Below are 24,811 nucleotides of genomic sequence, written 5' to 3' on the forward strand. Positions count from 1 at the left end.
GTCTTATTGGACAAAAGAATAACTGGGGCAGTCATGGCAGAGATTTCCAATCGCAAGCGCATCTGGGGCTGGTGGTTTTTTGATTGGGCGTCGCAGCCTTATCACACGCTGCTGGTCACTTTTGTTTTCGGCCCCTATTTCGCCGGGGTCGCCGCAGGGTATTTCACCGATGCCGGGCTGGACCCGCAAGCCGCCGCCGCGCGGGCGCAGACGGTCTGGGCCAATTGCCTGACCATCACCGGGCTGATCATCGCCTTTGGCGCGCCTCTGCTTGGGGCGATGGCAGATGTTTCGGGTCGCCGCATACCGTGGATTTTTGCGTTTTCGGTGATGTATGTGGTGGGGTCCGCCGCACTTTGGTACACGATGCCCGACGGTTCAAACATGTGGCTGATGCTGTCGGCCTTCGGGCTGGGCTTTGTCGGGGCAGAGTATGCACTGATCTTCATCAACTCGCAGCTGCCTGAACTGGGCGACGATAATCAGGTGGGTGAAATCTCCGGCTCGGGTTTTGCCTTCGGGTATTTTGGCGGTCTGATTTCTCTGGCGATCATGCTGGCGCTGTTTGTCGAGCAGCCCAACGGCAAGACATTGATCGGAATGGAGCCTGCGCTTGGCCTTGATGCCGCCACGCGTGAGGGCACGCGTTTTGTTGGGCCTTTCACCGCCGCGTGGTTCGTTTTGTTCATGGTGCCCTATTTCCTGTGGGTGCGTGACGATCCAAAAGCCGAGAAAACCGGCAGTTTCGCCGAGGCGCTGCGCCTGCTGGGGCACTCAATCTCGAACCTGCGGCATCGGGTCAGTCTGGCGACCTATCTCGGGTCGTCGATGTTTTACCGCGACGCGTTGAACGGGCTTTACAGCTTTGGCGGGGTCTACGCGCGGCTGGTTCTGGAGTGGGATCTGATCAAGATCGGTGTCTTTGGGATTGTCAGCGTTCTGGCCTCGGCCATTTTTGCGTGGATTGGGGGCAAGTTGGATCGGAAATACGGCCCTAAACCGGTCATTCTGGTTGCAATCTGGGTGCTGATCTTTGTCTGTATCACCGTCGTTTCGATGGACCGGACGCAGATCTACGGCATTGCACTGCCCGAAGGGTCCGGACTGCCCGACATAGTGTTTTTCGGCTGTGGCATCCTGATCGGCGGGATGGGAGGGGTTTTGCAATCCGCCAGCCGCTCAATGATGGTGCGCCATACCGATCCCGCGGCTCCGGTAGAAAGCTTCGGGCTTTATGGCTTGTCCGGCCGTGCGACCGCCTTTGCCGCGCCGCTCTTGATCGGGGTAGCAACAACTGTGACTGGTAGTGCAAGACTAGGGGTGTCACCAATCATTCTGTTGTTTATTCTGGGTCTATTCCTGATGCGCTGGGTAAAGCCGGAAGGGGATCAGAGCAGATGATTTTACTACGTTTTTTGGCATTATTGGCCACGATCACATGGGCAGGCACGGCGGGGGCGCAGCCTCTGGCCAAGCAATTGTTCGGGGCGCAAAAGCAAAGCTCACAACAAAAACCGGCCGCTTTCGGCAGTTATTCGCGCGGATGCGCCGCCGGGTCGGTGCAACTGCCCGAAACCGGGCCGACATGGCAGGCAATGCGCCTGTCGCGTAACCGCAACTGGGGTCATCCTGAGGCGATCGACTATGTACAAGACCTCAGCCGATTTGCAGCCAAGCAGCCGGGCTGGAATGGTCTCTATGTCGGGGATATCAGCCAGCCGCGGGGCGGGCCGATGACCTCGGGCCATCGCTCGCACCAGTTGGGGCTGGATATCGACATCTGGATGCTGCCCGGAGACAACATGCGGCTGTCGCGTAACGCGCGTGAGAATATCTCGTCCATTTCCCTGCGTCGCGCGAACGGAGCCTTCGTCAACGGAAACTGGACCAAACAGCACCATGCGGTTCTGCGCGAGGCCGCAAAGGACAAGCGCGTCGCGCGGATTTTCGTGTTCCCCGGTGCCAAGGTTCAGATGTGCAAGGATGAGAAAGGAAACCGGGCTTATCTGCGCAAGATCCGGCCTTGGTGGGGGCATCACTACCACTTCCACGTGCGCCTGAAATGTCCGCGTGGGTCGAAAGGTTGCGTCAATCAGGACCCGCCGCCAAAGGGTGATGGATGCGCGCAGGCACAGGAATGGGTGAACAATATCCTCAACCCTCCGCCACCCGATCCGAACGCACCTGCGCCAAAGAAACGTCGCGAATATGTTTTGGCCGATCTGCCCCAGCAATGCGCTGCCGTCTTGTCGTCCAACTGATTGCCGCTGCTTTGTGGGCCGGTCAGGTCGCAGCGGTTGAGGTCAAGAGCGCCACATATCTGGGCAGCTACACATGGATCGAGGCCACCGATTGGTTCGGTGGCTTCTCGGCCATTCACCTGAGCAACGACGGAACCTACGCCACCTTCCTGAGTGACCGGGCAACCCTGGCTACGGCCCGGATCACGCGTGATGGAGATGCGATATCGGGTGTCGAAGTGCAAAACCGTGGGCCAATTCTGTCCAGCATGGGGCGTAGGCTGAGCGGTCGGGCGGGGGATTCCGAGGGCATCGCCCTTGCGCCGGGCGGCGGTTTCTTCGTGTCCTTCGAAGGTGTTCATCGCGTGGCTTACTATAGCTCTCCGGAGGCCAACGCGCAGGTTCTGCCGCGCCCTCACGCCTTCAGAGCGCTGGATCACAATGGCTCGTTCGAAGGGTTGGCGATTGACGGGCACGGGCACCTCTATACCCTGCCGGAAAAAACCCGCACGGCGCGCGGCGATATTCCGGTTTTTCGCTGGGACGGGACCAACTGGTCCACCCCTTTTAACCTGCCGCAGCGGGATCGCTTCCTGCCCGTTGCCGCTGATTTCGGCCCAGATGGGCGTTTCTATGTGCTAGAGCGTTCGGTCGCATTCATCGGATTTCGGACCCGCCTGCGCCGATGGGACGTCTCAAATGACACACCACGCGCCGAGGAGGTTCTGCTGGAAACTGAAACCGGGACACATGACAACCTCGAAGGTCTGTCGGTCTGGCGCGATGATCAGAACCGCCTGCGCGCCACGATGATTTCGGACGACAACTTTCTGGCGCTGCAGCGGACTGAACTGGTGGAATACCTCCTGCCCGATTGACAGAACCAGACCAAGGGTCTAAACGCACGGCTTGCCTTGGGATGAGCCCTTGGCCAAGTCGCCGCTACCTTGTCAAAACGGGCATCAGAAAATGCAACGCTCTTATATTCCCGGCATCCTTGCCATGGCCGCCATTGTCGTGGCCTCGAACATTCTGGTTCAGTTCCTGATCCTTGACGGATTGCTGACCTGGGGTGCTTTCACCTATCCGCTGGCCTTTCTGGTCACTGACATCATGAACCGCGTCTATGGCGTGGGTCCGGCCCGCAAGGTCGTGTTCGCCGGGTTTGTCACCGGTATCATCTGCTCGCTGATCGGTAGCCAGATCATGCTGCAGGGCGATGGTTTCACCTATGCCGCCGTGCCGCTGCGGATCGCTGTTGCCTCGGGCACCGCCTTCCTGATCGCGCAGCTGACCGATGTCACTGTGTTCAACGCCATGCGTGGTGGTCGCTGGTGGCGCGCGCCGCTGGTTTCGACTTTTGTCGGATCCGCGCTGGACACCGCGATTTTCTTTACGCTGGCCTTCTCGGCCTCGGTCACCTTCTTCGGCGCAAACGCTGACGCTGCGATCAACTGGGCGTGGGAGCCTGTGCCGTTCATGCTGTCCGGCCCGATGGCTCCGCTGTGGGTTACGCTGGCCTTTGCCGACTGGCTGGTAAAGCTGTCATTGGCCCTGATTGCCCTGATCCCGTTCAAGGTGATCGTTGCGCGCCTGACCGCCGTACAGCCTGCGTAAAAAAGTGCTTTGAGAATGGCGCATCTTGTGTCAGGCTCAAAACTAACCGCAACAGATAGAAAAGGAGGTGATCCAGTGTCAAGAAAGAGATTGGAGAGAGGTGTCGGAACAACCGGGGGGAAAGCCTGCTAGGGCAGCCCTTGGCGGAGCGCTCGCTCCGGCTGGTCGATTGATCTAACCGACCCGTCCTCCTGAACTTTCGAAGGGCCGTCCCACCGGGGCGGCCCTTTCTGTTTCCACCGGCGCCTTGTAAGGTCTGACCCATGTTGCGCATCACTGACGATATCATTCTGCAGGATTGGGAGATGACCGAGAGCTTTGTCCGCTCCTCCGGTCCCGGTGGGCAGAACGTCAACAAGGTTTCGACCGCTGTCGAGCTTCGGTTTGAGGCCGCACGCTCGCCATCCCTGCCAGATCCGGTGAAGAACCGCCTGAAACGTCTGGCCGGGCGGCGCTGGACCAAGGATGGCGCAATCATCATCCAATGCGAAGAAACCCGCTCTCAGGCCCGCAACCGCGAGATCGCGCGCACCCGATTGGCTGAGCTGATCGCTCGAGCGCTGGTCAAACCCAAGCGGCGGATTGCTACCAAGCCCACCTACGGCTCGGTCAAACGCCGCCTCGCCGCGAAAAAGGCCCGTGGCGACGTCAAGGCGCTGCGCGGCAAAGTCTCTGAAGATTGATCTGGTATCTTGCCGACCCGTTGATACTCTGACCCGCAAAAGCGGCAGGAGGGTAACGACATGAGGCTGGATGGGAAAACGGCAATCGTCACCGGAGGGGCGTCTGGATTCGGGGCAGGGATCGTACAGACGTTTCTGGCCGAGGGCGCGCGTGTGATGATCGCCGATATAAACGGCGACGCGGCGCAGGACCTGGCGGCGCAACTGAGCTCCGCAGCCATAGCGCAGCAGGTGGATGTCAGTGATGGCGCGTCGGTTCAGGCGATGGCCGACGCGGCTCAGGCCACCTTTGGGCAAATCGACATTCTGGTCAACAACGCTGGCGTCACCCATCTGCCAACCCCGCTGGAAGACGTCAGCGAAGAGGATTTTGATCGCGTCTTCAACGTGAACATGAAGTCTGTCTACCTGACCGCCCGCGCCTTTGTCCCGGCGATGAAGTCGCGCGGTGCTGGGGCGATCCTCAACGTCGCCTCAACCGCCGGGCTGTCGCCGCGCCCCAATCTGAACTGGTACAACGCCTCCAAGGGCTGGATGATCACCGCGACGAAAACTATGGCGGTCGAACTGGCCCCCTCCGGCGTGCGGGTCAACGCCATCTGCCCGGTTGCGGGGGAAACGCCGCTGCTGAAATCCTTCATGGGCGAAGACACGCCTGAGATCCGCGCCAAGTTCCTCTCAACTATCCCCATTGGCCGCTTCTCCACCCCGGAAGACATGGCCAACGCCGCCCTGTTCCTCTGCTCGGACGAGGCCAGCATGATCACCGGCACAGCGCTAGAGGTCGACGGTGGCCGCTGCATCTGATCCGCTCTTCATCTGGTCAAAAATACCTCCGCCGGAGGCAGCGCGCGCCAGCGCGCTTTCGGCCCAAAATCATAGGCGAAAATGACACCCGGACCCCGAAACCTGATCACCGATGTCGCTGGCCTGAAAGTAGGCAATGCGCAGGACGCTGCGCTGAAGTCCGGCACAACGGTTCTGACAGCCGACACGCCATTCACCGCCTCGGTCCACGTGATGGGCGGGGCCCCCGGCACGCGCGAAACCGACCTGCTGGCCCCCGACAAATCCGTCACCCATGTCGATGCCATCGCTTTGTCCGGTGGATCGGCCTTTGGTCTGGATGCCTGCTCGGGCGTCTCGGACGCGCTGCGGGCACAAGACCGGGGATTTTCTGTCGGCGATATCAAGGTCCCAATCGTTCCCGGCGCAATCCTGTTCGACCTGTTGAACGGCGGTGACAAGTCATGGGACGAAAACCCTTACCGCGCTTTGGGACGCAAGGCTTTCGAATCCGCCAGCGAGGATTTCACCCTGGGCACACACGGCGCAGGGACCGGAGCCTTGGCGGCGATGCACAAGGGCGGGCTGGGTTCGGCCTCATTCGTTTTGGACAGCGGAGCGACCGTTGGCGCTTTGGTGGCGGCGAACCCGCTGGGAAGTGCGACAACGCCAGGTGATCGCCATTTCTGGGCCGCGCCGTTCGAGATTGGCGATGAATTCGGCGGTTTAGGGCCTGATCTCAGCGCCGGACTGGGCCAGCCGCAAATCAGCCGCAAGTCGCAGGCCATGCGTGCCGATCCGCAAAAAGCCAACACGACGATAGCAATCGTTGCCACCGACGCGGCCTTGTCCAAACCTCAATGTCAGAGACTGGCGGTCGCCGCCCATGATGGGATCGCGCGCGCAATCATTCCCGCGCATACGCCGGGCGATGGCGATCTTGTGTTTGGTGTCAGCACCGGGGCAAAGCTCATGACCTCCGAGGCCGAGCTTGGGCAGATCGGCCACGCGGCCTCTCTCTGCCTGGCGCGGGCGATTGCGCGGGCGATTTATCTTGCGACACCGGTCTACGACGATTTGCTACCTTGCTGGTCCACGCTAAACGCACCAGATTAGAAACGCCCGTACAGGCGCTGAGAGGCGCGCATGCGCGGCAATCTGCGCGTTGACTCTGGGCCGTTCAAAAGCACCATCTGCGCAAGCCACCAAGTATCGGAGCCAAAATATGAATCGCATCCTAGCTACAGCAATCATCGGCCTGTTGGCCCTGCCAGCCTATGCGGAAGGCGACGCCGAAGCAGGCAAGAAAGCCTTTAACAAGTGCAAATCCTGCCACATGATCGCGGATCCCGAGGGTGAAGTGATCGTCAAGGGCGGCAAGACCGGGCCGAACCTCTATGGCATCGCAGGTCGGACTGCAGGCACCTATGAGGGGTTCAAATACGGCGACAGCATCGTTGCTGCTGGCGAGAACGGTCTGGTCTGGGACGAAGAGACCTTTGTTGCCTATTCGCAAGATCCCAAAGCGTTCCTGAAGGATTACCTGGGCGAGACCTCGGCCAAATCCAAGATGTCGTTCCGTCTGAAAAAAGGCGGCGAGGATGTCTATGCTTACATCGTGAGCGTTTCCGGCGAATAAAACCGGCCGAAAATCCTGTTGGACATGACGAAAGGCCGCACACCTGCGGCCTTTCGTGCGATTGATAACCTGACCAATCCTTGCCACCTTCGTTCCAAGCGGTGCCCGTGCTTAGCCTTATGACACCGAACCGCCACGCCGATCTGGCCATTGCATAACCCCAAATTCCCGCCGTTCCGGCGGATCGGCATCAGGAGATGACAGATGGGATTGATGATTCCGGCCTGGGTTGATGGCCAATTGACCCCCGTCGACAAGCTGGAGGCGCATGAAAAGGGCCTTAGGCACAAGGCCGTGTCTGTCTTTGTCGTGCGGGGCACCGAAATTCTGCTGCAGCGCCGTGCCTTGGGCAAATATCACACGCCGGGTCTTTGGGCGAATACCTGCTGTACGCATCCTGACTGGAACGAAAGCGCCTCGGCCTGCGCAGTGCGTCGCCTGCGTGAGGAATTGGGGATCACCGGCCTCTACCCGGAATACAGGCACCGGCTGGAATATCACGCTGATGTCGGCAACAGCATGGTGGAACATGAGGTCGTCGATGTCTTCCTCGCCCACGTACGCGGACCGTTGAAGATCGAGCCTAATCCGGACGAAGTGATGGATATCCGCTGGATCGACTATCACGATCTGCTGGCCGAAGTGCGTCGCCATCCCACCCGTTTCACGCCGTGGCTCAAGATCTACCTCGCCAACCATGCCGACACGATTTTTGGCCCAGATCTGATCATCTCGGCCAAGAGGTAGGCACTGCGCCTTGCAAGGACGGCCCAAGCCGCCTACATCATCGCGTCATGGCCAAGCAGAAGACAGACCCGAATTACAAAGTCATCGCCGAGAACCGGCGCGCCCGCTTCGATTACGCAATCGAAGAGGATATCGAGTGCGGCATCATGCTGGAGGGCTCTGAGGTCAAATCCCTGCGGGCGGGCGGATCGAACATCGCCGAAAGCTATGCCTCGGTCGACGACGGTGAGCTATGGCTGATCAACAGCTACATTGCCCCTTATGAGCAAGCCAAGGTTTTCAAGCATGAAGAACGCCGCCGCCGCAAGCTGTTGGTGTCGCGCAAAGAGCTGTCGAACCTTTGGAATGCAACCCAGCGCAAGGGCATGACGCTGGTGCCACTGGTGCTGTATTTCAACCACAAGGGCCGGGCGAAGCTGAAGATCGGGATCGCCAAGGGTAAAAAGCTGCATGACAAGCGCGAAACCCAGGCCAAGCGGGATTGGTCGCGGCAGAAGCAGCGGCTGATGAAAGATCACAGTTAGCGCGAAACGTTGTTGAGGGCGGTGCCGGGCTGAAGCCCGGCCTACTTGGGGTTTGGAGACCGATCAGAATGCCATGGCCGCCTGAACGGCGCGTTGCCAACGGGTATAGGCGGCGTCGCGGTCCTCTTGCGGCATGTCAGGCTCGAATCTTTGATCCAACTGCCATGTCTCGGCGAAACCATCCTGATCGGGATATATCCCGGCCTTCATGCCCGCCAGCCAAGCCGCGCCCAAGGCGGTTGTTTCCTGCATCACGGGCCGATCGACTGGTGCGCCAAGAATGTTCGAGAGGCCCTGCATGGCCCAGTCAGATGCACTCATCCCGCCATCGACGCGCAGGATCACCTCTGCCTCGGCCCCCCAGTCGCCCTGCATGGCGTGCCACAGGTCTCGGGTCTGGAAGGCGATGCTTTCCAGTGTGGCACGGGTGACTTCGGCCCGGCCCGAGTTGCGGGTCAGCCCGAACATTGCGCCACGGCAGTCCGGCTTCCAATAGGGCGCACCCAGGCCGGTGAAGGCGGGCACCAGCACCACGTGCTGGTTCGGATCGGCCTGCTTGGCCAGATCGCCGCTCTGCGGGGCCGATTCGATGATCTGGAGCGCGTCGCGCAGCCACTGAACTGCGGCCCCGGCGATAAAGATCGAGCCTTCCAGCGCATAGGTCCGTTGCCCATCCAGCTGAAATCCGATCGTGGTGAGTAGACGGTTCTTCGAGGCGACAGGCTGCGTGCCTGTGTTCAACAGAGCGAAACAGCCAGTGCCATAGGTCGATTTCATCATGCCGGGCTGGAAGCAAGCCTGTCCTATAGTGGCGGCCTGCTGGTCCCCGGCCACGCCCAGAATAGGGATGTTGCCGCCGAGCAGCGTGGTTGTGCCGAAATCGGCGGCGCAATCCAGCACCTCTGGCAGCATCGCCATCGGGACATCCAGCAGATCGCAGATCTCAGCGCTCCATGCGCCTTTGTGGATGTCGAACAACAGGGTCCGGGCGGCGTTGGTGGCATCGGTGACGTGGTTGCGCCCTTCGGTCAGCCGCCAGATCAGGAAACTGTCGATGGTGCCGAATAGCAACTCTCCCGCTTCGGCCTTTTCGCGCGCGCCGGGAACGGTATCCAGCAGCCATTTGACCTTGGTGCCCGAGAAATACGGGTCCAGCAGAAGCCCAGTTTGCAGGGTCACATCATCCTCGCACCCGGCTTGTTTGTAGCGGGCGCAGATATCGGCGGTGCGGCGGTCCTGCCAGACAATGGCATTGTGGATCGCTTTGCCGGTGGTCTTGTCCCAGACCACGGTGGTTTCACGCTGGTTGGTTATTCCAATCCCGGCGATCTGCGCGTGCGTTGTGCCCGTGGTCTCCATCACCTCCTGACAAACGCTCAGAACGCTGTTCCAGATATCCTCAACATCATGTTCGACCCAGCCTTCCTGCGGGAAATGCTGGGGAAATTCCTGTTGGGCCGTGCCCACACGCTGCATCTGAGCGTCAAACAAAATGGCGCGCGATGATGTCGTGCCCTGATCAATAGCCAGAATATATGTCATGCCCGCGTTCCTCCCCCGGTGGTGTTTTGCGGGACTTTAGCGCAAACACTCGCGCAGGGGCCAGAGCAGAAATCAGGCCGCAGCGACCGGGATATTGTCGATCAGCCGAACGCCATCCGCCCAGGCGGTGACGAACAGGCGGGCCGGGCGGTCTGCGCGGGAAAGGGTCTGCAAGGTTTCGGCACAGCGGAGGTCGATATATTCGACCTCGGTGAAGCCCGCCGCAATCAGAGAATCCCGTGCAGCTTGCGAAAGCGGTGCGAAATCCGCGCCCTGTGACAACGCCTCTGCCATCCCGCGCATGATCTGGTTCTTTTGCGCCGCGATATGTAGCCCTCCCGCTGATAGGCGCAGATTGCGCGATGACATCGCCAAGCCTGATGGCTCACGCACGGTCGGGCAGCCGACGACCTCAATCGGGATATCCAAATCGCGGGCCATGCGCCGCACGACCAACAGCTGTTGATAGTCTTTTTCGCCGAAATAGGCTCGATCCGCTTGGGTTTGCAGGAACAGCTTGGCGACCACGGTGGCGACGCCTTCGAAGTGACCGGGGCGGAAGGGCCCCTCCATCACATCGGTCAGGCCTGCGACTGCTACGGTTGTCGAAAACCCCTCCGGATAAATCTGATCCGGGTCCGGCACATAGATCGCGTCAACGCCATAGGGAGCCAGTTTTTCGGCATCCTCATGTTCGGTGCGCGGGTAGTTCGCCAGATCCTCGGGGTTGTTGAATTGTTTGGGGTTCACAAAGATCGTGACAATCACGCGGTCGCATGCAGCCTTGGCCGCCTCGACCAGTGACAAATGCCCCTGATGCAGCGCGCCCATTGTGGGGACAACGCCGATGACCTCTCCGTCACGGTGCCATTGCGTGGTCAAGGCCCGCAGGTCCGCCAATCGGCGCAGAATTGGCGCGGTCATGTGCTAGCGCCCTTGGGGGCCTGATCCGCAAACACATGCTCATCCGCCGGGAAGGTGCGGGCGCGTACTTCGGCGGCGTATTCGGCAATGGCGGCTTCGGCCAAGGGGCCAAGCTCGGCATAGCGTTTGACGAATTTCGGTTTGAACGCAGTGAAAAAGCCAACCATGTCATCGACCACAAGGATCTGTCCATCACAGCCGGCCGAAGCCCCGATGCCGATGGTTGGGATTGCCACTTCAGCTGTGATCCGATCGGCCAAACCTTGCGGAACCTTCTCTAACACGACCGAAAACGCACCTGCCTGTGCCACGGCGGCGGCATCAGCCAGCACCGCTTCGGCCTGTTCGTCCCGGCCTTGCACCTTGTAGCCACCCAACGTGTTGATGGATTGCGGCGTCAGGCCTATATGAGCCATGACCGGGATGCCGCGCTTGACCAGAAAGCGGATGGTCTCCGTTATCTCGACCCCACCTTCCAGTTTGACCGCGCCTGCACCGGTTTCCGCCATCAGGCGGGCGGCGTTGCGGAAGGCTTGCGCGGGGCTTTCCTCGTAGCTGCCAAACGGCATGTCGATCACCATCATCGCGCGGTCCAGCCCGCGCGCGACGGCCTGACCGTGCAGGATCATCATCTCCATCGTCACGCCAAGGGTCGATTCCAACCCGTGCAGCACCATTCCGACGCTGTCGCCAACAAGGACAAAGTCGCAATGCGCGTCCATCAGTCGGGCCATCGGTGTGGTGTAGGCCGTCAGACTGACCAAAGGATCGCCGCCTTTACGCGCGCGGATATCCTCGGCGTTGGGGGCTTTTTTGCGGGCTGTGGCGCTCATGCTCGGCTCCGGCACGGTTCATGTTGCAGCGCGGCATAACAGATCGGACCGGGCCCGCGAAACCCCGGTTGCGCGAACATTTCCTTGAATGACCCTAGGTTTAAGGGAACACTGGCCTCCGATAGGCCCGAAAACACGCGGCTACGTTGACATCAACGGGGAGAGATTTTCATGACAAAGCAGATGTTTCGAACCTTCGGTTCCATATTGGCGCTAAGCGCCAGTGTGCTGGCGACGCAGGCATTGGCGAAATCCGACATCACCATCGCCATGCAGCTGGAGCCACCGCATCTGGACCCGACCAGTGCCGCCGCGCAGGCCATTGATTCGGTTGTTTACACCAATGTTTTCGAAGGTCTGACCCGTTTCATGGGCGACGGCTCGGTCGTGCCGGGGCTGGCGGAAAGCTGGGAGATCTCAGACGACGGCACCGTCTATACGTTCAAGCTGCGCGATGGCGTGACCTTCCACGATGGCACCACGATGGATGCCGAGGACGTCAAGTTCAGCCTGGATCGCGCTATGGCCGAGGACAGTGCGAATGCGCAAAAGGCGCTGTTCGCTGGCATCGAAAGCGTCGTAGCGGTGGACCCGACGACCGTCAAAGTGACCCTGTCCGAGCCAAACGGGAACTTCCTGTTCAACATGGCCTGGGGCGACGCCGTGATCGTGGCCTCAGACAGCATCGACGACATCAAGACCAACCCGGTCGGAACCGGGGCGTTCACCTTTGGCGAATGGGTGCAGGGCGACAGCATCACGCTGAACCGCAATCCCGACTATTGGGGCGATCAGCCCGCGTTAGAGACGGCGACGTTCAAGTTTATCTCGGATCCGACCGCCGCTTTTGCCGCCATGATGGCCGAGGATGTGGATGTGTTCGACAACTTCCCCGCGCCCGAGAACCTGCCTCAGTTCGAGGCCGATCCACGCTTTCAAGTGCTTGTCGGCTCCACCGAGGGGGAGACGATCCTGTCCACGAACAACAAGCAAGCGCCCTTTGACGATATCCTCGTTCGGCAGGCGCTGGCCCACGCGATCGACCGTCAGGCGATCATTGACGGAGCCATGTTCGGCTATGGCACCCCCATCGGCACCCATTTCGCGCCGCATCACCCGGCCTATGTCGATCTGACCGGGCAATCCGCCTATGATCCGGAAAAAGCCAAATCCCTGCTGGCCGAGGCCGGATTGGCAGACGGGTTCGAAACCACGCTGCATCTGCCGCCCCCGTCCTATGCGCGCCGGGGTGGCGAGATCATCGCCGCTCAATTGGCCGAGGTCGGAATCACGGCCGAGATCATCAATGTCGAATGGGCGCAGTGGTTGGAATCGGTCTTCAAAGGCAAGGATTTCGGCTTGACCATCGTCAGCCATACCGAGCCCATGGATATCGGCATCTACGCCCGGCCCGATTACTATTTCCAGTATGAAAGCTCGGATTTTCAGGCGCTTATGGAGCTTCTAAACACCACAACTGACCCGGATGAGCGCACCCGCCTGATGGGTGAGGCACAGCGGCTGATCTCCAGCGACTATGTCAACGGATACTTGTTCCAATTGGCCAAGCTCGGCGTGGCCAAGGCAGGCGTGCAAGGGCTGTGGCAGAATGCGCCAACAGCCGCTATTGATCTGACTGCGATCAGCTGGGCTGAATAACTGTCGGGGCTAACCCGCCCCGTCAATCAGCCAATTGCTATGAACCCAGCCCTTGCGACGGGGTTGGCCATAGTAGACGCCGATCCACTCCCCTTGTTGTGCACAGGTGCGGACTGTGTCGCCGTTGCGCAGTTGGTCGACCTGGAAATAGTTCGACCCCGGTCCCGTGCGCACAGCCAGAAAGCCATCACCGTTCGGATCCAGACCCGAGACGATACTGGCCGCGCATCCCGCGGCTTGCCCGTCTTCGGTGATCACGAAATCCACATCCAGTTGCTGAGCGGGCGCCGCGCCCGCTGCGGCTAATAACATAGCCGCAAGTACAGGTATTCTCATCATCAATTTCCTTTCAAACAATGGTCTCACGATAAGACCCACGCTGATTCTCGACAATGGAACTGGTGCTGGACCCAAAGCGCGGCCCGGCCTAACGTGGCGCTGATGCTTCGCTATGCCTTCAAACGTCTGATTTCGCTGGTGATCAGCCTGGCGGTTGCCTCGGTGGTGATCTTCGCTGTGATCGAGATCGCACCGGGCGATCCGGCCTCATTCATGCTGGGCGTCAACGCGCAGCCCGATACGCTGGCCGCTCTGAGGGCCGAGTTGGGGTTGGATATGTCCAAACTTGATCGGTACTTTAATTGGATTGGTGGCATGCTGGGCGGCGATTTTGGTACCTCCTACACCTATCGCACGCCGGTGTCGCAGATGATCGCGGATCGGCTATGGGTGTCATTGCCGCTGGCGCTCTATGCGCTGACCCTGTCCACCCTGATCGCCTTTCCAGCGGGCATCTACGCCGCCGCCCGTCGCGGTAAACCGGGCGATCTGACGGTCATGGGGGCTACGCAATTGGGCATTGCGGTGCCGAATTTCTGGTTCGCGATGATGCTGGTGCTGATCTTCGCCATCAACCTCCGCTGGTTCAACGCCGGAGGGTTCGCCGGTTGGGACAAAGGGTTCTGGACCGGGCTGCATTCCCTGACCCTGCCCGCCATCGCTTTGGCGCTGCCGCAAGCGGCCATTCTGGCGCGGGTGATGCGGTCGTCGCTGCTCGACATACTTGGTGAGGATTTCATGCGCACAGCCCGTGCTAAGGGGCTTTCCCGCCGTCAGGCGCTGTGGAGACACGGGGTGCGCAACGCGCTGATTCCGGTGCTGACGATCATCGGGCTGCAGTTTTCCTTCCTTCTGGCCGGGTCGATCATCATCGAGCAGGTCTTCTACCTGCCCGGCCTCGGGCGGTTGGTGTTTCAGGCAATCTCGGCCCGCGATCTGATTGTGGTGGAATCCGTGGTGATGCTGTTGGTCTTCGCCGTCATCGCCGTAAACTTTCTGGTCGATCTGGCCTATGCCGCCGTTGATCCACGGCTGAGGAGCCGGACATGAGCCGAAGCCTGATCCTCGGCGCAGTGCTGTCGTCTCTGGTTCTGCTGGCGGCGCTGATCTCGTTTGTCTGGACGCCCTATGACCACGCCGCTCTGGACATTCCCGCGAAACTGCAGCCACCCAATGCGCAGCATTGGTTCGGCACCGATCACTTCGGGCGCGACATGTTCTCGATGATCATGGTCGGCGCGCGTACGTCCATTGCAGTGGCGCTGGTGGCGGTCGGGATCGGTATGGCGCTGGGCGTGCCCCTGGGCCTGACGGCGGCAGCGCGCAAGGGGTCTTGGCTGGATGAGGTCATCATGCGCGGCAATGATCTGGTCTTTGCCTTCCCCTCTCTGGTCATCGCCATCCTGATCACCGCCGTCTTCGGCGCGGGTGCGATCAACGCGATCATCGCCATCGGCATTTTCAACATCCCCGTCTTCGCCCGTATCACCCGCGGCGCGGCCCTGTCCCTGTGGGAGCGAGAGTTCATCCTCGCCGCCCGCGTTTCCGGTAAAGGCGCGGCTCGGATTTCGGCGGAACATATCCTGCCCAATGTCGCCAACCTGCTGATCGTTCAGGGGACCATCCAGTTTTCGCTGGGCATTCTGGCCGAGGCGGGGCTGAGCTACGTCGGTCTCGGCGCGCAACCACCCACGCCAAGCTGGGGCCGAATGCTGGCTGATGCGCAGACAATGGTCAGTTTTGCCCCGCATTTGGCTCTGATTCCGGGTTTGGCAATCATTGTGACGGTGCTGGGTCTGAACCTACTGGGCGACGGTCTGCGCGACTGGCTCGATCCACGTATCAGGGTGGCGCGGGCATGAACCTGTTGCGGATCGAAAACCTGTCTCTGGCCATCCACGGGGCCGAGATCCTGAAACAAGTCAGCCTGTCCATCGCGCCCGGCCAGATCGTGGCGGTCACGGGAGAGAGCGGCTCGGGCAAGTCCATGACTGCGTTGGCCGTCATGCAACTGATGCCAAACGGAACGCGCACCGACGGGTCGATACATCTGGACGGGCAGGAGGTTCTAAACCTACCCGAGACCGAAATGTGCGCCCTGCGCGGTGCGTCGATTGGAATGGTGTTTCAGGAGCCGATGACCGCCCTGAACCCGGTCAAAACCATCGGTGATCAGGTGATGGAGACCATCCTGATCCACAAAGCGATGCCCCGCGCGCAAGCTGAGGCCCGCGTGCAAGAGGTTCTCAGCCGTGTTGGCCTGCCTCCTAACCGTTTCCCTCTGTCCCGATACCCGCATGAGCTGTCGGGCGGTCAGCGTCAGCGTGTGGTCATAGCGATGGCGATCGCACTCAGGCCCAGGTTGCTGATTGCGGATGAACCGACAACAGCGCTGGATGTAACCACTCAGGCCCAGATTCTGGACCTTCTGAAGGGGCTGGTGCGAGAATATGACATGGGGCTGCTGATGATCACTCATGATCTGGCTGTCGTGGCCGATATGGCGGATCAGATCGTGGTCATGCGTCGGGGCGAAGTGGTCGAGAGCGGGGCAACCGATCATCTGCTCAAGAACATGCAGCACCCCTATACACGGATGCTGTTTGACGCCTCGAACCATCAAGTTGCTCTGCCCGAGATGCAGGAGCAAACGCCCTTGCTTGAGGTCACCGACGTGGTCCGTGACTATCGCCTGCCGCGCACGGGGCTGTTCACAAAGCCCGCCCACATGCGGGCGGTGGACACGGTCAGCTTTACCCTCAACCGTGGGGAGCGTCTGGGTCTGGTCGGAGAGTCAGGGTGCGGAAAATCGACCCTAACTCGGGCTATTCTTGGCCTTGAGGAGGTCCAATCCGGCGAAATCCGGCTGGATGGCGCGCCCGTTTTCTCGGGCCACAAGCCAAATCTCGACGTCCGCCGCAAGATGCAGGTCGTGTTCCAAGACCCCTATGGCAGCTTCAACCCGCGCCACCGCGTCGCGCGGTTGATCACGGAACCGTTTCACTTGCTGGAAACACCTCCGACCGGGTCCGAGCGTCAGGACAGGATCGCCGAAATGCTGCGCGCTGTCGGCCTCAGCACCGATGATGCCGGGAAATACATCCACGAATTCTCGGGCGGGCAGCGGCAACGTATCGCCATTGCCCGCGCATTGATCATCCGCCCAGAACTGATCTTGTTTGATGAGGCGGTCTCGGCCCTTGATGTGTCGGTCCGGGCGCAGATCCTCGATCTACTGGCCGAGCTTTGTGCGGCCTACGATCTGACCTACCTGTTCATTAGCCACGATCTGAGCGTCGTGCGTACGATCACGGATCGGGTGATGGTGATGCAGGCTGGGAAAATCGTCGAACAGGGCGAGACCGAGGATGTCTTTGCCAATCCCCGCCATCCTTATACCCGCGAGCTGATCTCTGCCGCGCCCCAGTTGCCCGAGATCGGGCGCAAAATCGCATGATATTCTCTATGTTAGAGCCTATGTACAGGAGTTCCCGATGACCCATCCGATTTGGTTCGACCCCAGCCAATGCCTGATCGGCGGGGAATGGCAAAGACCGGAAGCAGGGGAATACTTGCCGCTTGTGAACCCTTCGGACGGGTCGGAACTCTGCCAGATTGCCCGAGGTCAGCAGGCCGATATCGATGCGGCTGTTGTTGCGGCGCGATCTGCGTTGGATGGAGACTGGGGCCGGATGCCCGCATTCGAGAGGGGGCGCATCCTGAGCAGACTGGGGCAATTGGTTCTGGACCGGGTGGACGACCTCGCCCGGCTTGAGGCCATGGATGTCGGCAAACCGCTGACCCAGGCCCGCGCCGATGCCATCGCTTTGGCGCGGTATTGCGAATTCTACGGAGGTGCGGCGGATAAGGTGATGGGTGAGACCATTCCCTATCTCGACGGCTATACCGTCTACACCCTGCGCGAGCCGCATGGGGTCACGGGGCATATCGTGCCGTGGAACTACCCGATGCAGATTATTGGACGCTCGGTCGGGGCGGCGCTGGCCATGGGCAATGCCTGCGTCTTGAAGCCCGCCGAAGAGGCCTGCCTGACCGCGCTCGCCTTCGCCCATCTGGCGGTTGAGGCCGGACTGCCGGCCGGGGCGCTGAACGTCGTTCCCGGTCTGGGGGCTGAGGCTGGCGCGGCGCTGTCCGGGCACGCGGGCGTTGACCATATCTCGTTCACCGGGTCGGTTGCGACGGGGGCCTTGGTGCAGCAAGCGGCTGGGAAAAATGTGGTTCCGGTGACGCTGGAACTGGGCGGGAAGTCTCCGCAATTGGTGTTCGACGACGCCGATCTGGAGGCGGCCCTTCCGTTTCTGGTCAATGCGGGCGTTCAGAACGCGGGACAAACCTGCTCGGCCTCGTCGCGCATTCTGGTGCAGCGCGGTTTGTATGAACAGGTCAAGGAGCGGATGGCTGAGGCCTACGCGCAACTGACCGTCGGGCCCGCGTTGGACGACCTGCGCGTTGGGCCGCTGATCTCGGACCGGCAGAAGGCAATTGTTTCAGAGTTCTTGTCCAAAGGCGCGGATTTGACGATTGCCGGGCAGGGCCAGATCGTTCCGAAGGCACCAGACGCGGGGGCCTACGTACGCCCAACCTTGTTCGCCGACGTGCCCGCAGATCACGCTCTGGCCCGGGAGGAGATCTTTGGCCCAGTGCAGGTCTTGATCCCGTTTGAGACCGAAAAACAGGCTCTAACCATAGCCAATAACACCGACTATGGATTGGTCGCCAGTATCTGGACGCGTGACGGGGCGCGGCAGATGCGATTGGCCAGGCGCCTGCGTTCGGGGCAGGTGTTCATCAACAATTTCGGCGCGGGCGGCGGCGTAGAGCTTCCATTCGGAGGGGTCGGGAAATCCGGCCACGGTCGCGAAAAAGGGTTCGAGGCGCTCTATGGTTTTTCACAACTCAAGACGGTGGCCGCCCTACACGGCTAGAGCGTTTGCGTTTAATTTGAATCGAAATGCGCTGCCTCTCCCTGCGGTCGAACGCGCATTTCGATGGTTTTTTTTAGGATAAAACGCAAAGCGATCTAAACGATCACCTCGATCGGCTTCTGCGCGCCAACGCCGAACACGCGCTTGTAGCGCTCGATTTCCTCGGTAGGTCCCATGGCCTTTTCCGGGTTGTCCGACAGTTTGACCGTCGGGCGCCCGTTGGCCGAGACCGCCTTGCAAACCAGCGAGAACGGCGCCAGCGCGTCATCCGGCACCAGGCCGCGAAAGTCGTTGGTCAGCAAAGTGCCCCAGCCGAAGGAGATATTGGTGCGCCCTGCGAACTGACTGTGCAGTTCTTTGATCTTGTCGACGTCCAGCCCGTCCGAGAAGATGATCCGCTTCTGCTTAGGGTCCTCGCCTCGCGACGTCCACCAGTCGATCGCGACCTCGGCACCGGCGGCGGGATCGCCGCTGTCGATGCGAATGCCCGTCCATCCGGCCAGCCAGTCCGGGGCGTGATCCAGAAACCCTTTGGTGCCATAGGTGTCGGGCAGGATGATGCGCAGATTGCCCTCATGTTCGTCATGCCAGTCGCTGAGGACGTCGTAGGGGGCCTGCGCTAGCGCCTCATCTGAGTCTGCGAGCGCGGAATAGACCATGGGCAGCTCATGCGCGTTGGTGCCGATGGCCTCAACCTCGCGCCGCATGGCGATCAGACAGTTTGAGGTGCCGGTGAACGACTCGCCCAGCCCCTCGATCATGGCTTGCACGCACCAATCCTGCCAAAGGAAGGAATGCCGCCTACGGGTGCCGAAATCCGCGATCCCCAGCCCGTCTATGGAACCCAGCTGTTCGATCTTTTCCCACACACGCGTCATCGCACGGGCATAGAGCACCTGAAGCTCGAACCGGCGCATCTCGTTCAACACCGCGCGCGAGCGTAGCTCCATCAGCACCGCGAGCGCCGGGATTTCCCACAGCATGACCTCATGCCATTTGCCCTCAAATGTCAGTTCGTATTGGTCGCCTTTGCGCTCCAGATGGTAGGGCGGCAGGCGCATATTCTCGAACCATTCCATGAAGTCCGAGCGGAACATCTGCCGTTTGCCGTAGAACATATTGCCCCGCAGCCACGTGCTTTCCCCCCGGCTGAGGCTGAGCGAACGGATGTGATCCAGCTGTTCTCGCAGCTCACCTTCGTCGATCAGACGGGCCAGCGGCACGTGATTCGAGCGGTTGATCAGGGAAAACGCGACATCTGTTTGGGGCTTGTTGCGAAACACTGACTGGCACATCAGCAGTTTGTAGAAATCCGTGTCGATCAAAGACCGCACAATCGGGTCGATCTTCCATTTGTGATTGTAGACACGGGTCGCGATGTCGACCATGGGGAACTCCTGCAATTTCCGTTGTTAGATCAATCAGCACGGCGAATGGCAAGAGTCGCTGATTCGGTGACAATGCCCGTTTGACGTCACAATGCGGGCTTATTGTCCGGTGTTTTCACCGATTAGTGATGGGGTGGGATGGAAAGACAAGATTGATGGTTGTTAATGAGTCTGTTGTACGATTTTGATATCGTTGAAAGACCGGCGGAAGGGGATGTTCCGGCTCAGGTCTGTGCGCGGTTCAGGGATGTGAAGACCTCTGACGCTTTGCGGGGGGCATCGCCCGGGATTCGCATGATGTTTCAGGATGCGGGGTTCGATCTCGACTCGCACGTCAGTGGCATCGTGCCGGACAAGTTTCCAACCGAAGATCTACCCGACCGTACCCGGATACTGCGTACCCTGTTCGACAACATCAAAACCCGCGGTGTGCGGGGGGAATATTGTGGTGAGTTCGATCTACGGCACTTCCTCGGCCATATTCGCCGGGCCGAGGCGGTTGATGGGCTTGTCCGGATTATTCCTGTTCAGCACCCTCCGACCCCACAGCCTGACAGGCCCAAACGCAGGACCGCAAAGGGGCGAATTGGCGTTGGTCTTGGAGTGGCGGTGATTCTGTTCGCAGTGCTTAAGTATTTCGCAGAGGCGGGTGCCACACCTTAGTCGGCCAGAGTAACCCCGGCGGCCTGCATGGCCTGTTGCGCCGCAGCCAGTGAACCCTCCATGTCAATCGCACGGCAGGCGCTTTGCACAACGGTGACGTCAAAGCCCAGCTTCGCGGCATCAACGGCTGAATAGTGAACACAGAAATCGGTCGCGAGCCCCACGAGGGTCAGTTTCGAAATGCCGCGCGTGTCCAGGTACCCTTTCAATCCGGTCGGCGTCGCCCGATCATTCTCGAAAAACGCCGAATAACTGTCGATGGCGCTGCGGAACCCTTTGCGGATGATCAGGTCCCCATCCGTGCGCAAGTCCGGGTGAAAACCCGCGCCATCAGTGCCCTGCACGCAATGGTCGGGCCACAGAACCTGCGGGCCATAGGGCATCTCGGTCATTTCAAAGGGGGCCTTGTCCGGATGCGAACTGGCGAATGAGGAATGCCCCGCTGGGTGCCAGTCCTGCGTCAGGATGACGGCATCAAACCTGCCCATCATGGCGTTGATCGGGGCGACGATCTGATCCCCGCCGGCTACGGCCAGCGCTCCGCCGGGGCAGAAATCGTTCTGGACGTCGATGACAAGCAGGGCATGGGTCATGGCAATCTCTCCTTTGGTCTATCGGTACGGCGCGGTGCAGGACGCGTCAATCCGATCCCTTGCGACTCTGCGCTGTCAGGTTTAGACCGCGCGCATGTACACGATCGCTGCCCTCTACCACTTCACCCGTTTCGCTGATCACGCCGCCCTGCGCGCGCCGTTGCTGGACCTGTGCCGTGCGCAATCGGTCAAGGGCACCCTGTTGCTGGCGCAAGAGGGGATCAACGGCACGATTGCTGGCCCGCGCTCCGGGATCGACGCCGTTCTGGCGCATATCAAGGCCCTGCCGGGCTGTTCTGATCTAGAGTGGAAAGAGGCCACCGCCGACCATCCGCCCTTTGGCAAGATGAAAGTGCGTCTGAAGAAAGAGATCGTGACCATGGGTCAGCCGGATGTCGATCCACGCGCCCGCGTTGGCAACTATGTCGAACCCGAGGAATGGAATGATCTGATCCGCTCGGACGATGTGGTCGTGATCGACACGCGCAACGACTATGAAGTGGCGATTGGCACGTTTGAGGGCGCAATAGACCCTGAAACCGCCAGCTTCCGCGAATTTCCCGATTGGTGGGAGCAGAACAAGGAGCGGTTCCACAACAAACGTGTCGCGATGTTCTGCACCGGTGGTATCCGCTGCGAGAAATCCACCAATTTCCTGCTGGGGCAGGGGGTCGAGGATGTCTATCACCTCAAAGGTGGCATCCTGCGCTATCTCGAAGAAATGCCCGCCGAGGACAGCACCTGGCAGGGCGAGTGTTTCGTCTTCGACAATCGCGTGTCGGTTGGTCACGGTCTGGTCGAGGGGCCGCATAACCTGTGCCACGGATGCCGCCGCCCGATCCTGCCCGAAGATGTGAAGCGCCTGGAATATGAACATGGCGTGTCCTGCCATCTCTGCGTGGATGAGACGTCGGAGGCCGACAAGATGCGGTTCCGCGAACGTCAGAAACAGATCCTTCTAGCCCGCGCGCGCGGCGATGAGCATCTTGGCAGCGTCTGAATTCCGCTTGCAGGTCGGAGGGGAATCCCGATGATTATCGCCGGATTGCTGTGATGGAGATTCAATGACCCGCAAACCGACAACTTTGGCGGAATGGAAATCGACCTTTCTGGCCGCTGCCGGGTTGGTGCTGGCCAGTTTTCTGGCATGGTTCGGCCTGTCGCGGTTGAGTGAGACCACCGCTGGGGACACGATCGGGACGATTGCATCGGTCGCGTTGCTGATTTGGCTGGTGTCGCAGTCGTGGTACTACATGACCCAGGTGAAGTCGCCGCGCAGGTTGTTGTTCCTGATGGGTGTTTCTTTCATTCAGGTCGTGCCGTTCCTGTTTGCGGCCGTTTACGGTGCCTTTGGCTACAACGACAATTGCGTTCTCGGGGCGGAAGGCCCTGCCGATATCCTGTATTTCTCATATGTCACCTTCACCACGGTTGGGTATGGCGACATGAGCCCCACAGGCCTGTGCCGCGGCTTGGCCGTGTCCGAGGCTGTCACAGGCTATATCCTCTTGGGCATGTTTGTTGCGGCAGCCGTGTCGCTTTATTCGCGAAACCACGCGCACTAGGCTCTATTTGTTCTGGTCAATCCAACGCGACATCAGCTGCTTGTCTCGAAAGCACTCGGACGGAATGGGGCGACGTTTGCTGCGGGATATGCGTTCAGCAAAGGCGACCTGTTTGCCGGTCGGGTAGTTGGCAAAGGGCGATGGATCCTCGGGCTTGTGAGCCGAGATCCAAGCAGACATGGACTTGCGGTCCCGCTGCGCCTCAACCGGGATTTCCAGTGCGGTCTGCTCAGCGATGGCGCGGGCATAGCGCATCTGCCGATCCGTGACGGGCAGCAGGTGATAGTCGTTCGAAGGGCCGTTTAGGGCCTGATTTCGGGCGTGGTAAGACATCGGATTGTTCCTCTGACTATGTGGAACATAAGTAGAACATTAACTCTTTTTTTCAAGGGCACGGCGATTCACATCAGCGGGAGTTTGCCGTGATTCAGTTTTATTGACTGGCCAATCAACAAAAGATACACGCTTTGGAAATTGCTTCGGAAAAGGAACCCGGCATGAAATTTCAGCCCAAGGCGAGCCATTTCATCAATGGCGCATATGTCGAAGACACCAACGGCGCGCCGATTGATGTGATCTATCCTGCAACGGGTGAGGTCATTGCCCGGCTGCATTCAGCCACGCCCGAAATCGTTGATCAGGCTCTGAACAGTGCGAAAGCAGCGCAAGCCGAGTGGGCTGCGATGTCGGGCACCGAAAGGGGCCGCGTGCTGCGCCGCGCCGCAGATATCATGCGCGACCGCAATCGCGACCTCTCGGTGCTGGAAACACATGACACCGGCAAACCCCTGCAAGAGACGCTGGTGGCCGACGCGACCTCGGGCGCGGATGCGCTGGAGTATTTCGGAGGTCTGGCCGCATCCCTGACAGGAGAACACATCCCTCTGGGCGGTGGAGACTTTGTTTACACTATCCGCGAGGCGCTGGGCGTATGCGTTGGGATCGGCGCATGGAACTACCCGACCCAGATTGCCTGCTGGAAGGGTGCGCCGGCGTTGGCCTGCGGCAATACGATGGTGTTCAAGCCGTCCGAGACGACCCCTCTGTCCGCGCTGAAAGTGGCCGAGATTCTCATTGAGGCAGGCGCACCCAAAGGCATTTACAACGTGATTCAGGGCTATGGCGATGTGGGCGCATCGCTGGTGACTGATGCGCGCGTTGCCAAAGTATCGCTGACCGGCTCGGTGCCGACCGGCCGCAAGGTCTATGCCGCGGCCGCCGATGGCATGAAACACGTGACCATGGAGCTGGGCGGCAAATCCCCCATGATCGTGTTCAATGACGCAGATATCGAGAACGCGGTCTCGGGCGCAATTCTGGGCAATTTCTATTCCTCGGGTCAGGTCTGTTCGAACGGCACCCGCGTGTTCGTTCAGAAAGGGATCAAAGAGGCGTTTCTGACCCGCCTGTCCGAACGTCTGGCGACCGCCAAGATTGGCGATCCGCTGGATGAAGAGGTCAACTTTGGCCCCATGGTCAGCGAAAATCAGATGAACATCGCGCTGGACTACGTGGAAAAGGGCAAGGCCGAAGGCGCGCGTCTCGTTTATGGCGGCGCGCGCATTGAGGGCGAAGGGTTCTACATGCAACCCACCGTATTCGCGGACGTGACCGACGGCATGACCATCGCCCGCGAAGAGATCTTTGGCCCGGTCATGTCCGTTCTGGACTTCGACACCGAACAAGAAGTCATGGCCCGCGCCAATGACACCGAATTCGGCCTCGCGGCCGGGGTGTTCACCAACGACCTGACCCGCGCCCATCGCATCGTCGCCGGGTTCGAGGCCGGGACTTGCTACATCAACACCTACAACCTCGCCCCGGTTGAGGCGCCGTTCGGCGGCTCCAAGATGTCGGGTGTCGGTCGCGAGAACTCAAAGCTCGCTATCAACCATTTCAGCGAGATGAAAACCGTCTACGTCTCGATGAACGACGTCGAGGCGCCTTACTAGTCAACCATCTTGTTGGCGCTCTGCCCGCCGTTTAGAACGAGGGGCGGAGCGTCGTTCCATTGTGAGTGGTACACGGTCGAACGAACACACGAAGCCTCACTATAGATTTTATTGAGGTCTTTGTTCAGCACCGCGCGAAATTAAACACGCTAGCAGAATGGATATGAGCTT

At 60.1% G+C, this 24,811-nt stretch carries 26 protein-coding genes; 19 read left to right on the forward strand and 7 right to left on the reverse strand.

The features are described from left to right. Positions 1-33: 33 nt before the first annotated feature. The 10 genes from J7394_RS06595 to smpB all read left to right on the forward strand — a co-directional run bounded on the left by J7394_RS06595 (position 34) and on the right by smpB (position 8,236). Positions 34-1,401 (forward strand): MFS transporter, encoded by a 1,368-nt coding sequence (locus J7394_RS06595; RefSeq protein WP_209251749.1) that lies wholly within the window; start codon positions 34-36, stop codon positions 1,399-1,401. Further along, positions 1,398-2,261, forward strand: coding sequence for a penicillin-insensitive murein endopeptidase (mepA, locus tag J7394_RS06600; protein WP_209251751.1), 864 nt, complete (start codon positions 1,398-1,400; stop codon positions 2,259-2,261). Before J7394_RS06595 ends, mepA begins: the two co-directional genes overlap by 4 nt. After that, positions 2,234-3,118, forward strand: a complete 885-nt coding sequence (locus J7394_RS06605; RefSeq protein WP_209251753.1) for an esterase-like activity of phytase family protein — start codon at positions 2,234-2,236, stop codon at positions 3,116-3,118. Before mepA ends, J7394_RS06605 begins: the two co-directional genes overlap by 28 nt. 91 nt (positions 3,119-3,209) lie before the next feature. After that, the gene (locus J7394_RS06610) at positions 3,210-3,857 is read left to right on the forward strand and encodes a queuosine precursor transporter (RefSeq protein ID WP_209251755.1); all 648 of its coding nucleotides are present in this window, start codon (positions 3,210-3,212) and stop codon (positions 3,855-3,857) included. A gap of 263 nt (positions 3,858-4,120) precedes the next feature. Then, the gene (arfB, locus tag J7394_RS06615; RefSeq protein WP_209251757.1) at positions 4,121-4,540 is read left to right on the forward strand and encodes an alternative ribosome rescue aminoacyl-tRNA hydrolase ArfB; all 420 of its coding nucleotides are present in this window, start codon (positions 4,121-4,123) and stop codon (positions 4,538-4,540) included. Positions 4,541-4,600: 60 nt separating this feature from the next. Next, entirely contained in the window at positions 4,601-5,347 is a 747-nt protein-coding gene (locus tag J7394_RS06620; RefSeq protein ID WP_209251759.1) for an SDR family oxidoreductase, read from the forward strand. A gap of 81 nt (positions 5,348-5,428) precedes the next feature. Beyond that, positions 5,429-6,442, forward strand: coding sequence for a P1 family peptidase (locus tag J7394_RS06625; protein WP_209251761.1), 1,014 nt, complete (start codon positions 5,429-5,431; stop codon positions 6,440-6,442). Between the two features lie 109 nt (positions 6,443-6,551). Beyond that, positions 6,552-6,965, forward strand: coding sequence for a cytochrome c family protein (locus J7394_RS06630; RefSeq protein ID WP_170472935.1), 414 nt, complete (start codon positions 6,552-6,554; stop codon positions 6,963-6,965). A gap of 204 nt (positions 6,966-7,169) precedes the next feature. Further along, positions 7,170-7,712 carry an isopentenyl-diphosphate Delta-isomerase gene (gene idi / locus J7394_RS06635; RefSeq protein ID WP_209251763.1) on the forward strand — a complete coding sequence of 181 codons (543 nt, stop codon included), beginning with the start codon at positions 7,170-7,172 and terminating at the stop codon, positions 7,710-7,712. Positions 7,713-7,759: 47 nt separating this feature from the next. Next, positions 7,760-8,236: an SsrA-binding protein SmpB gene (smpB, locus tag J7394_RS06640; RefSeq protein WP_170379480.1), complete on the forward strand. Its 477-nt coding sequence runs from the start codon at positions 7,760-7,762 to the stop codon at positions 8,234-8,236. 63 nt (positions 8,237-8,299) lie between these two features. Here smpB and glpK read toward each other — a convergent pair whose 3' ends face one another. The 3 genes from glpK to panB all read right to left on the reverse strand — a co-directional run bounded on the left by glpK (position 8,300) and on the right by panB (position 11,535). Continuing rightward, positions 8,300-9,778 carry a glycerol kinase GlpK gene (gene glpK, locus J7394_RS06645; protein WP_209251765.1) on the reverse strand — a complete coding sequence of 493 codons (1,479 nt, stop codon included), beginning with the start codon at positions 9,776-9,778 and terminating at the stop codon, positions 8,300-8,302. 72 nt (positions 9,779-9,850) lie between these two features. Continuing rightward, positions 9,851-10,702 carry a pantoate--beta-alanine ligase gene (gene panC / locus J7394_RS06650; protein WP_209251767.1) on the reverse strand — a complete coding sequence of 284 codons (852 nt, stop codon included), beginning with the start codon at positions 10,700-10,702 and terminating at the stop codon, positions 9,851-9,853. Next, on the reverse strand, positions 10,699-11,535 hold the full coding sequence (gene panB, locus J7394_RS06655) for a 3-methyl-2-oxobutanoate hydroxymethyltransferase (protein WP_209251769.1): 837 nt from the start codon (positions 11,533-11,535) through the stop codon (positions 10,699-10,701). Before panB ends, panC begins: the two co-directional genes overlap by 4 nt. A gap of 171 nt (positions 11,536-11,706) precedes the next feature. Here panB and J7394_RS06660 point away from each other — a divergent pair, with 171 nt between their 5' ends. Beyond that, on the forward strand, positions 11,707-13,194 hold the full coding sequence (locus J7394_RS06660; protein ID WP_209251771.1) for an ABC transporter substrate-binding protein: 1,488 nt from the start codon (positions 11,707-11,709) through the stop codon (positions 13,192-13,194). Between the two features lie 9 nt (positions 13,195-13,203). On the opposite strand, the gene J7394_RS06665 is transcribed toward J7394_RS06660, so the two are convergent. Next, positions 13,204-13,530, reverse strand: coding sequence for an SH3 domain-containing protein (locus tag J7394_RS06665; protein WP_209251772.1), 327 nt, complete (start codon positions 13,528-13,530; stop codon positions 13,204-13,206). Between the two features lie 105 nt (positions 13,531-13,635). Between J7394_RS06665 and J7394_RS06670 the strand changes: the two genes are divergently transcribed. From J7394_RS06670 to J7394_RS06685, 4 genes are read left to right on the forward strand one after another with little or no spacing between them, the layout of a single operon-like run. Then, a complete protein-coding gene (locus J7394_RS06670; protein ID WP_209251773.1) occupies positions 13,636-14,583 on the forward strand; it encodes an ABC transporter permease in 948 nt (315 codons plus the stop codon). Further along, positions 14,580-15,395 carry an ABC transporter permease gene (locus tag J7394_RS06675; protein ID WP_209251774.1) on the forward strand — a complete coding sequence of 272 codons (816 nt, stop codon included), beginning with the start codon at positions 14,580-14,582 and terminating at the stop codon, positions 15,393-15,395. Before J7394_RS06670 ends, J7394_RS06675 begins: the two co-directional genes overlap by 4 nt. Next, entirely contained in the window at positions 15,392-16,990 is a 1,599-nt protein-coding gene (locus J7394_RS06680) for an ABC transporter ATP-binding protein (protein ID WP_209251775.1), read from the forward strand. Before J7394_RS06675 ends, J7394_RS06680 begins: the two co-directional genes overlap by 4 nt. A gap of 37 nt (positions 16,991-17,027) precedes the next feature. Further along, positions 17,028-18,479: an aldehyde dehydrogenase family protein gene (locus J7394_RS06685; RefSeq protein WP_209251776.1), complete on the forward strand. Its 1,452-nt coding sequence runs from the start codon at positions 17,028-17,030 to the stop codon at positions 18,477-18,479. 95 nt (positions 18,480-18,574) lie between these two features. Here J7394_RS06685 and pncB read toward each other — a convergent pair whose 3' ends face one another. Continuing rightward, entirely contained in the window at positions 18,575-19,867 is a 1,293-nt protein-coding gene (pncB, locus tag J7394_RS06690; RefSeq protein WP_209251777.1) for a nicotinate phosphoribosyltransferase, read from the reverse strand. A gap of 165 nt (positions 19,868-20,032) precedes the next feature. Between pncB and J7394_RS06695 the strand changes: the two genes are divergently transcribed. Then, positions 20,033-20,530: a hypothetical protein gene (locus tag J7394_RS06695; protein ID WP_209251779.1), complete on the forward strand. Its 498-nt coding sequence runs from the start codon at positions 20,033-20,035 to the stop codon at positions 20,528-20,530. Here the strand turns inward: J7394_RS06695 and pncA are convergent. Next, positions 20,527-21,123: a bifunctional nicotinamidase/pyrazinamidase gene (pncA, locus tag J7394_RS06700; protein WP_209251781.1), complete on the reverse strand. Its 597-nt coding sequence runs from the start codon at positions 21,121-21,123 to the stop codon at positions 20,527-20,529. The genes J7394_RS06695 and pncA overlap by 4 nt on opposite strands. 94 nt (positions 21,124-21,217) lie before the next feature. Here pncA and J7394_RS06705 point away from each other — a divergent pair, with 94 nt between their 5' ends. Continuing rightward, on the forward strand, positions 21,218-22,123 hold the full coding sequence (locus tag J7394_RS06705; protein WP_209251783.1) for a rhodanese-related sulfurtransferase: 906 nt from the start codon (positions 21,218-21,220) through the stop codon (positions 22,121-22,123). A gap of 64 nt (positions 22,124-22,187) precedes the next feature. Next, entirely contained in the window at positions 22,188-22,688 is a 501-nt protein-coding gene (locus J7394_RS06710; protein WP_170379453.1) for a potassium channel family protein, read from the forward strand. A gap of 3 nt (positions 22,689-22,691) precedes the next feature. Here the strand turns inward: J7394_RS06710 and J7394_RS06715 are convergent, their stop codons facing one another. Further along, entirely contained in the window at positions 22,692-23,021 is a 330-nt protein-coding gene (locus J7394_RS06715) for a hypothetical protein (RefSeq protein WP_170555375.1), read from the reverse strand. Between the two features lie 164 nt (positions 23,022-23,185). Between J7394_RS06715 and betB the strand changes: the two genes are divergently transcribed. After that, complete coding sequence (gene betB / locus J7394_RS06720; protein WP_209251785.1) at positions 23,186-24,640, forward strand: betaine-aldehyde dehydrogenase; 1,455 nt, start codon at positions 23,186-23,188, stop codon at positions 24,638-24,640. The last annotated feature ends 171 nt before the right edge of the window (positions 24,641-24,811 follow it).

This window comes from Ruegeria sp. R13_0 (assembly GCF_017743995.1).
In the GTDB taxonomy this organism is placed as follows: domain Bacteria; phylum Pseudomonadota; class Alphaproteobacteria; order Rhodobacterales; family Rhodobacteraceae; genus Ruegeria.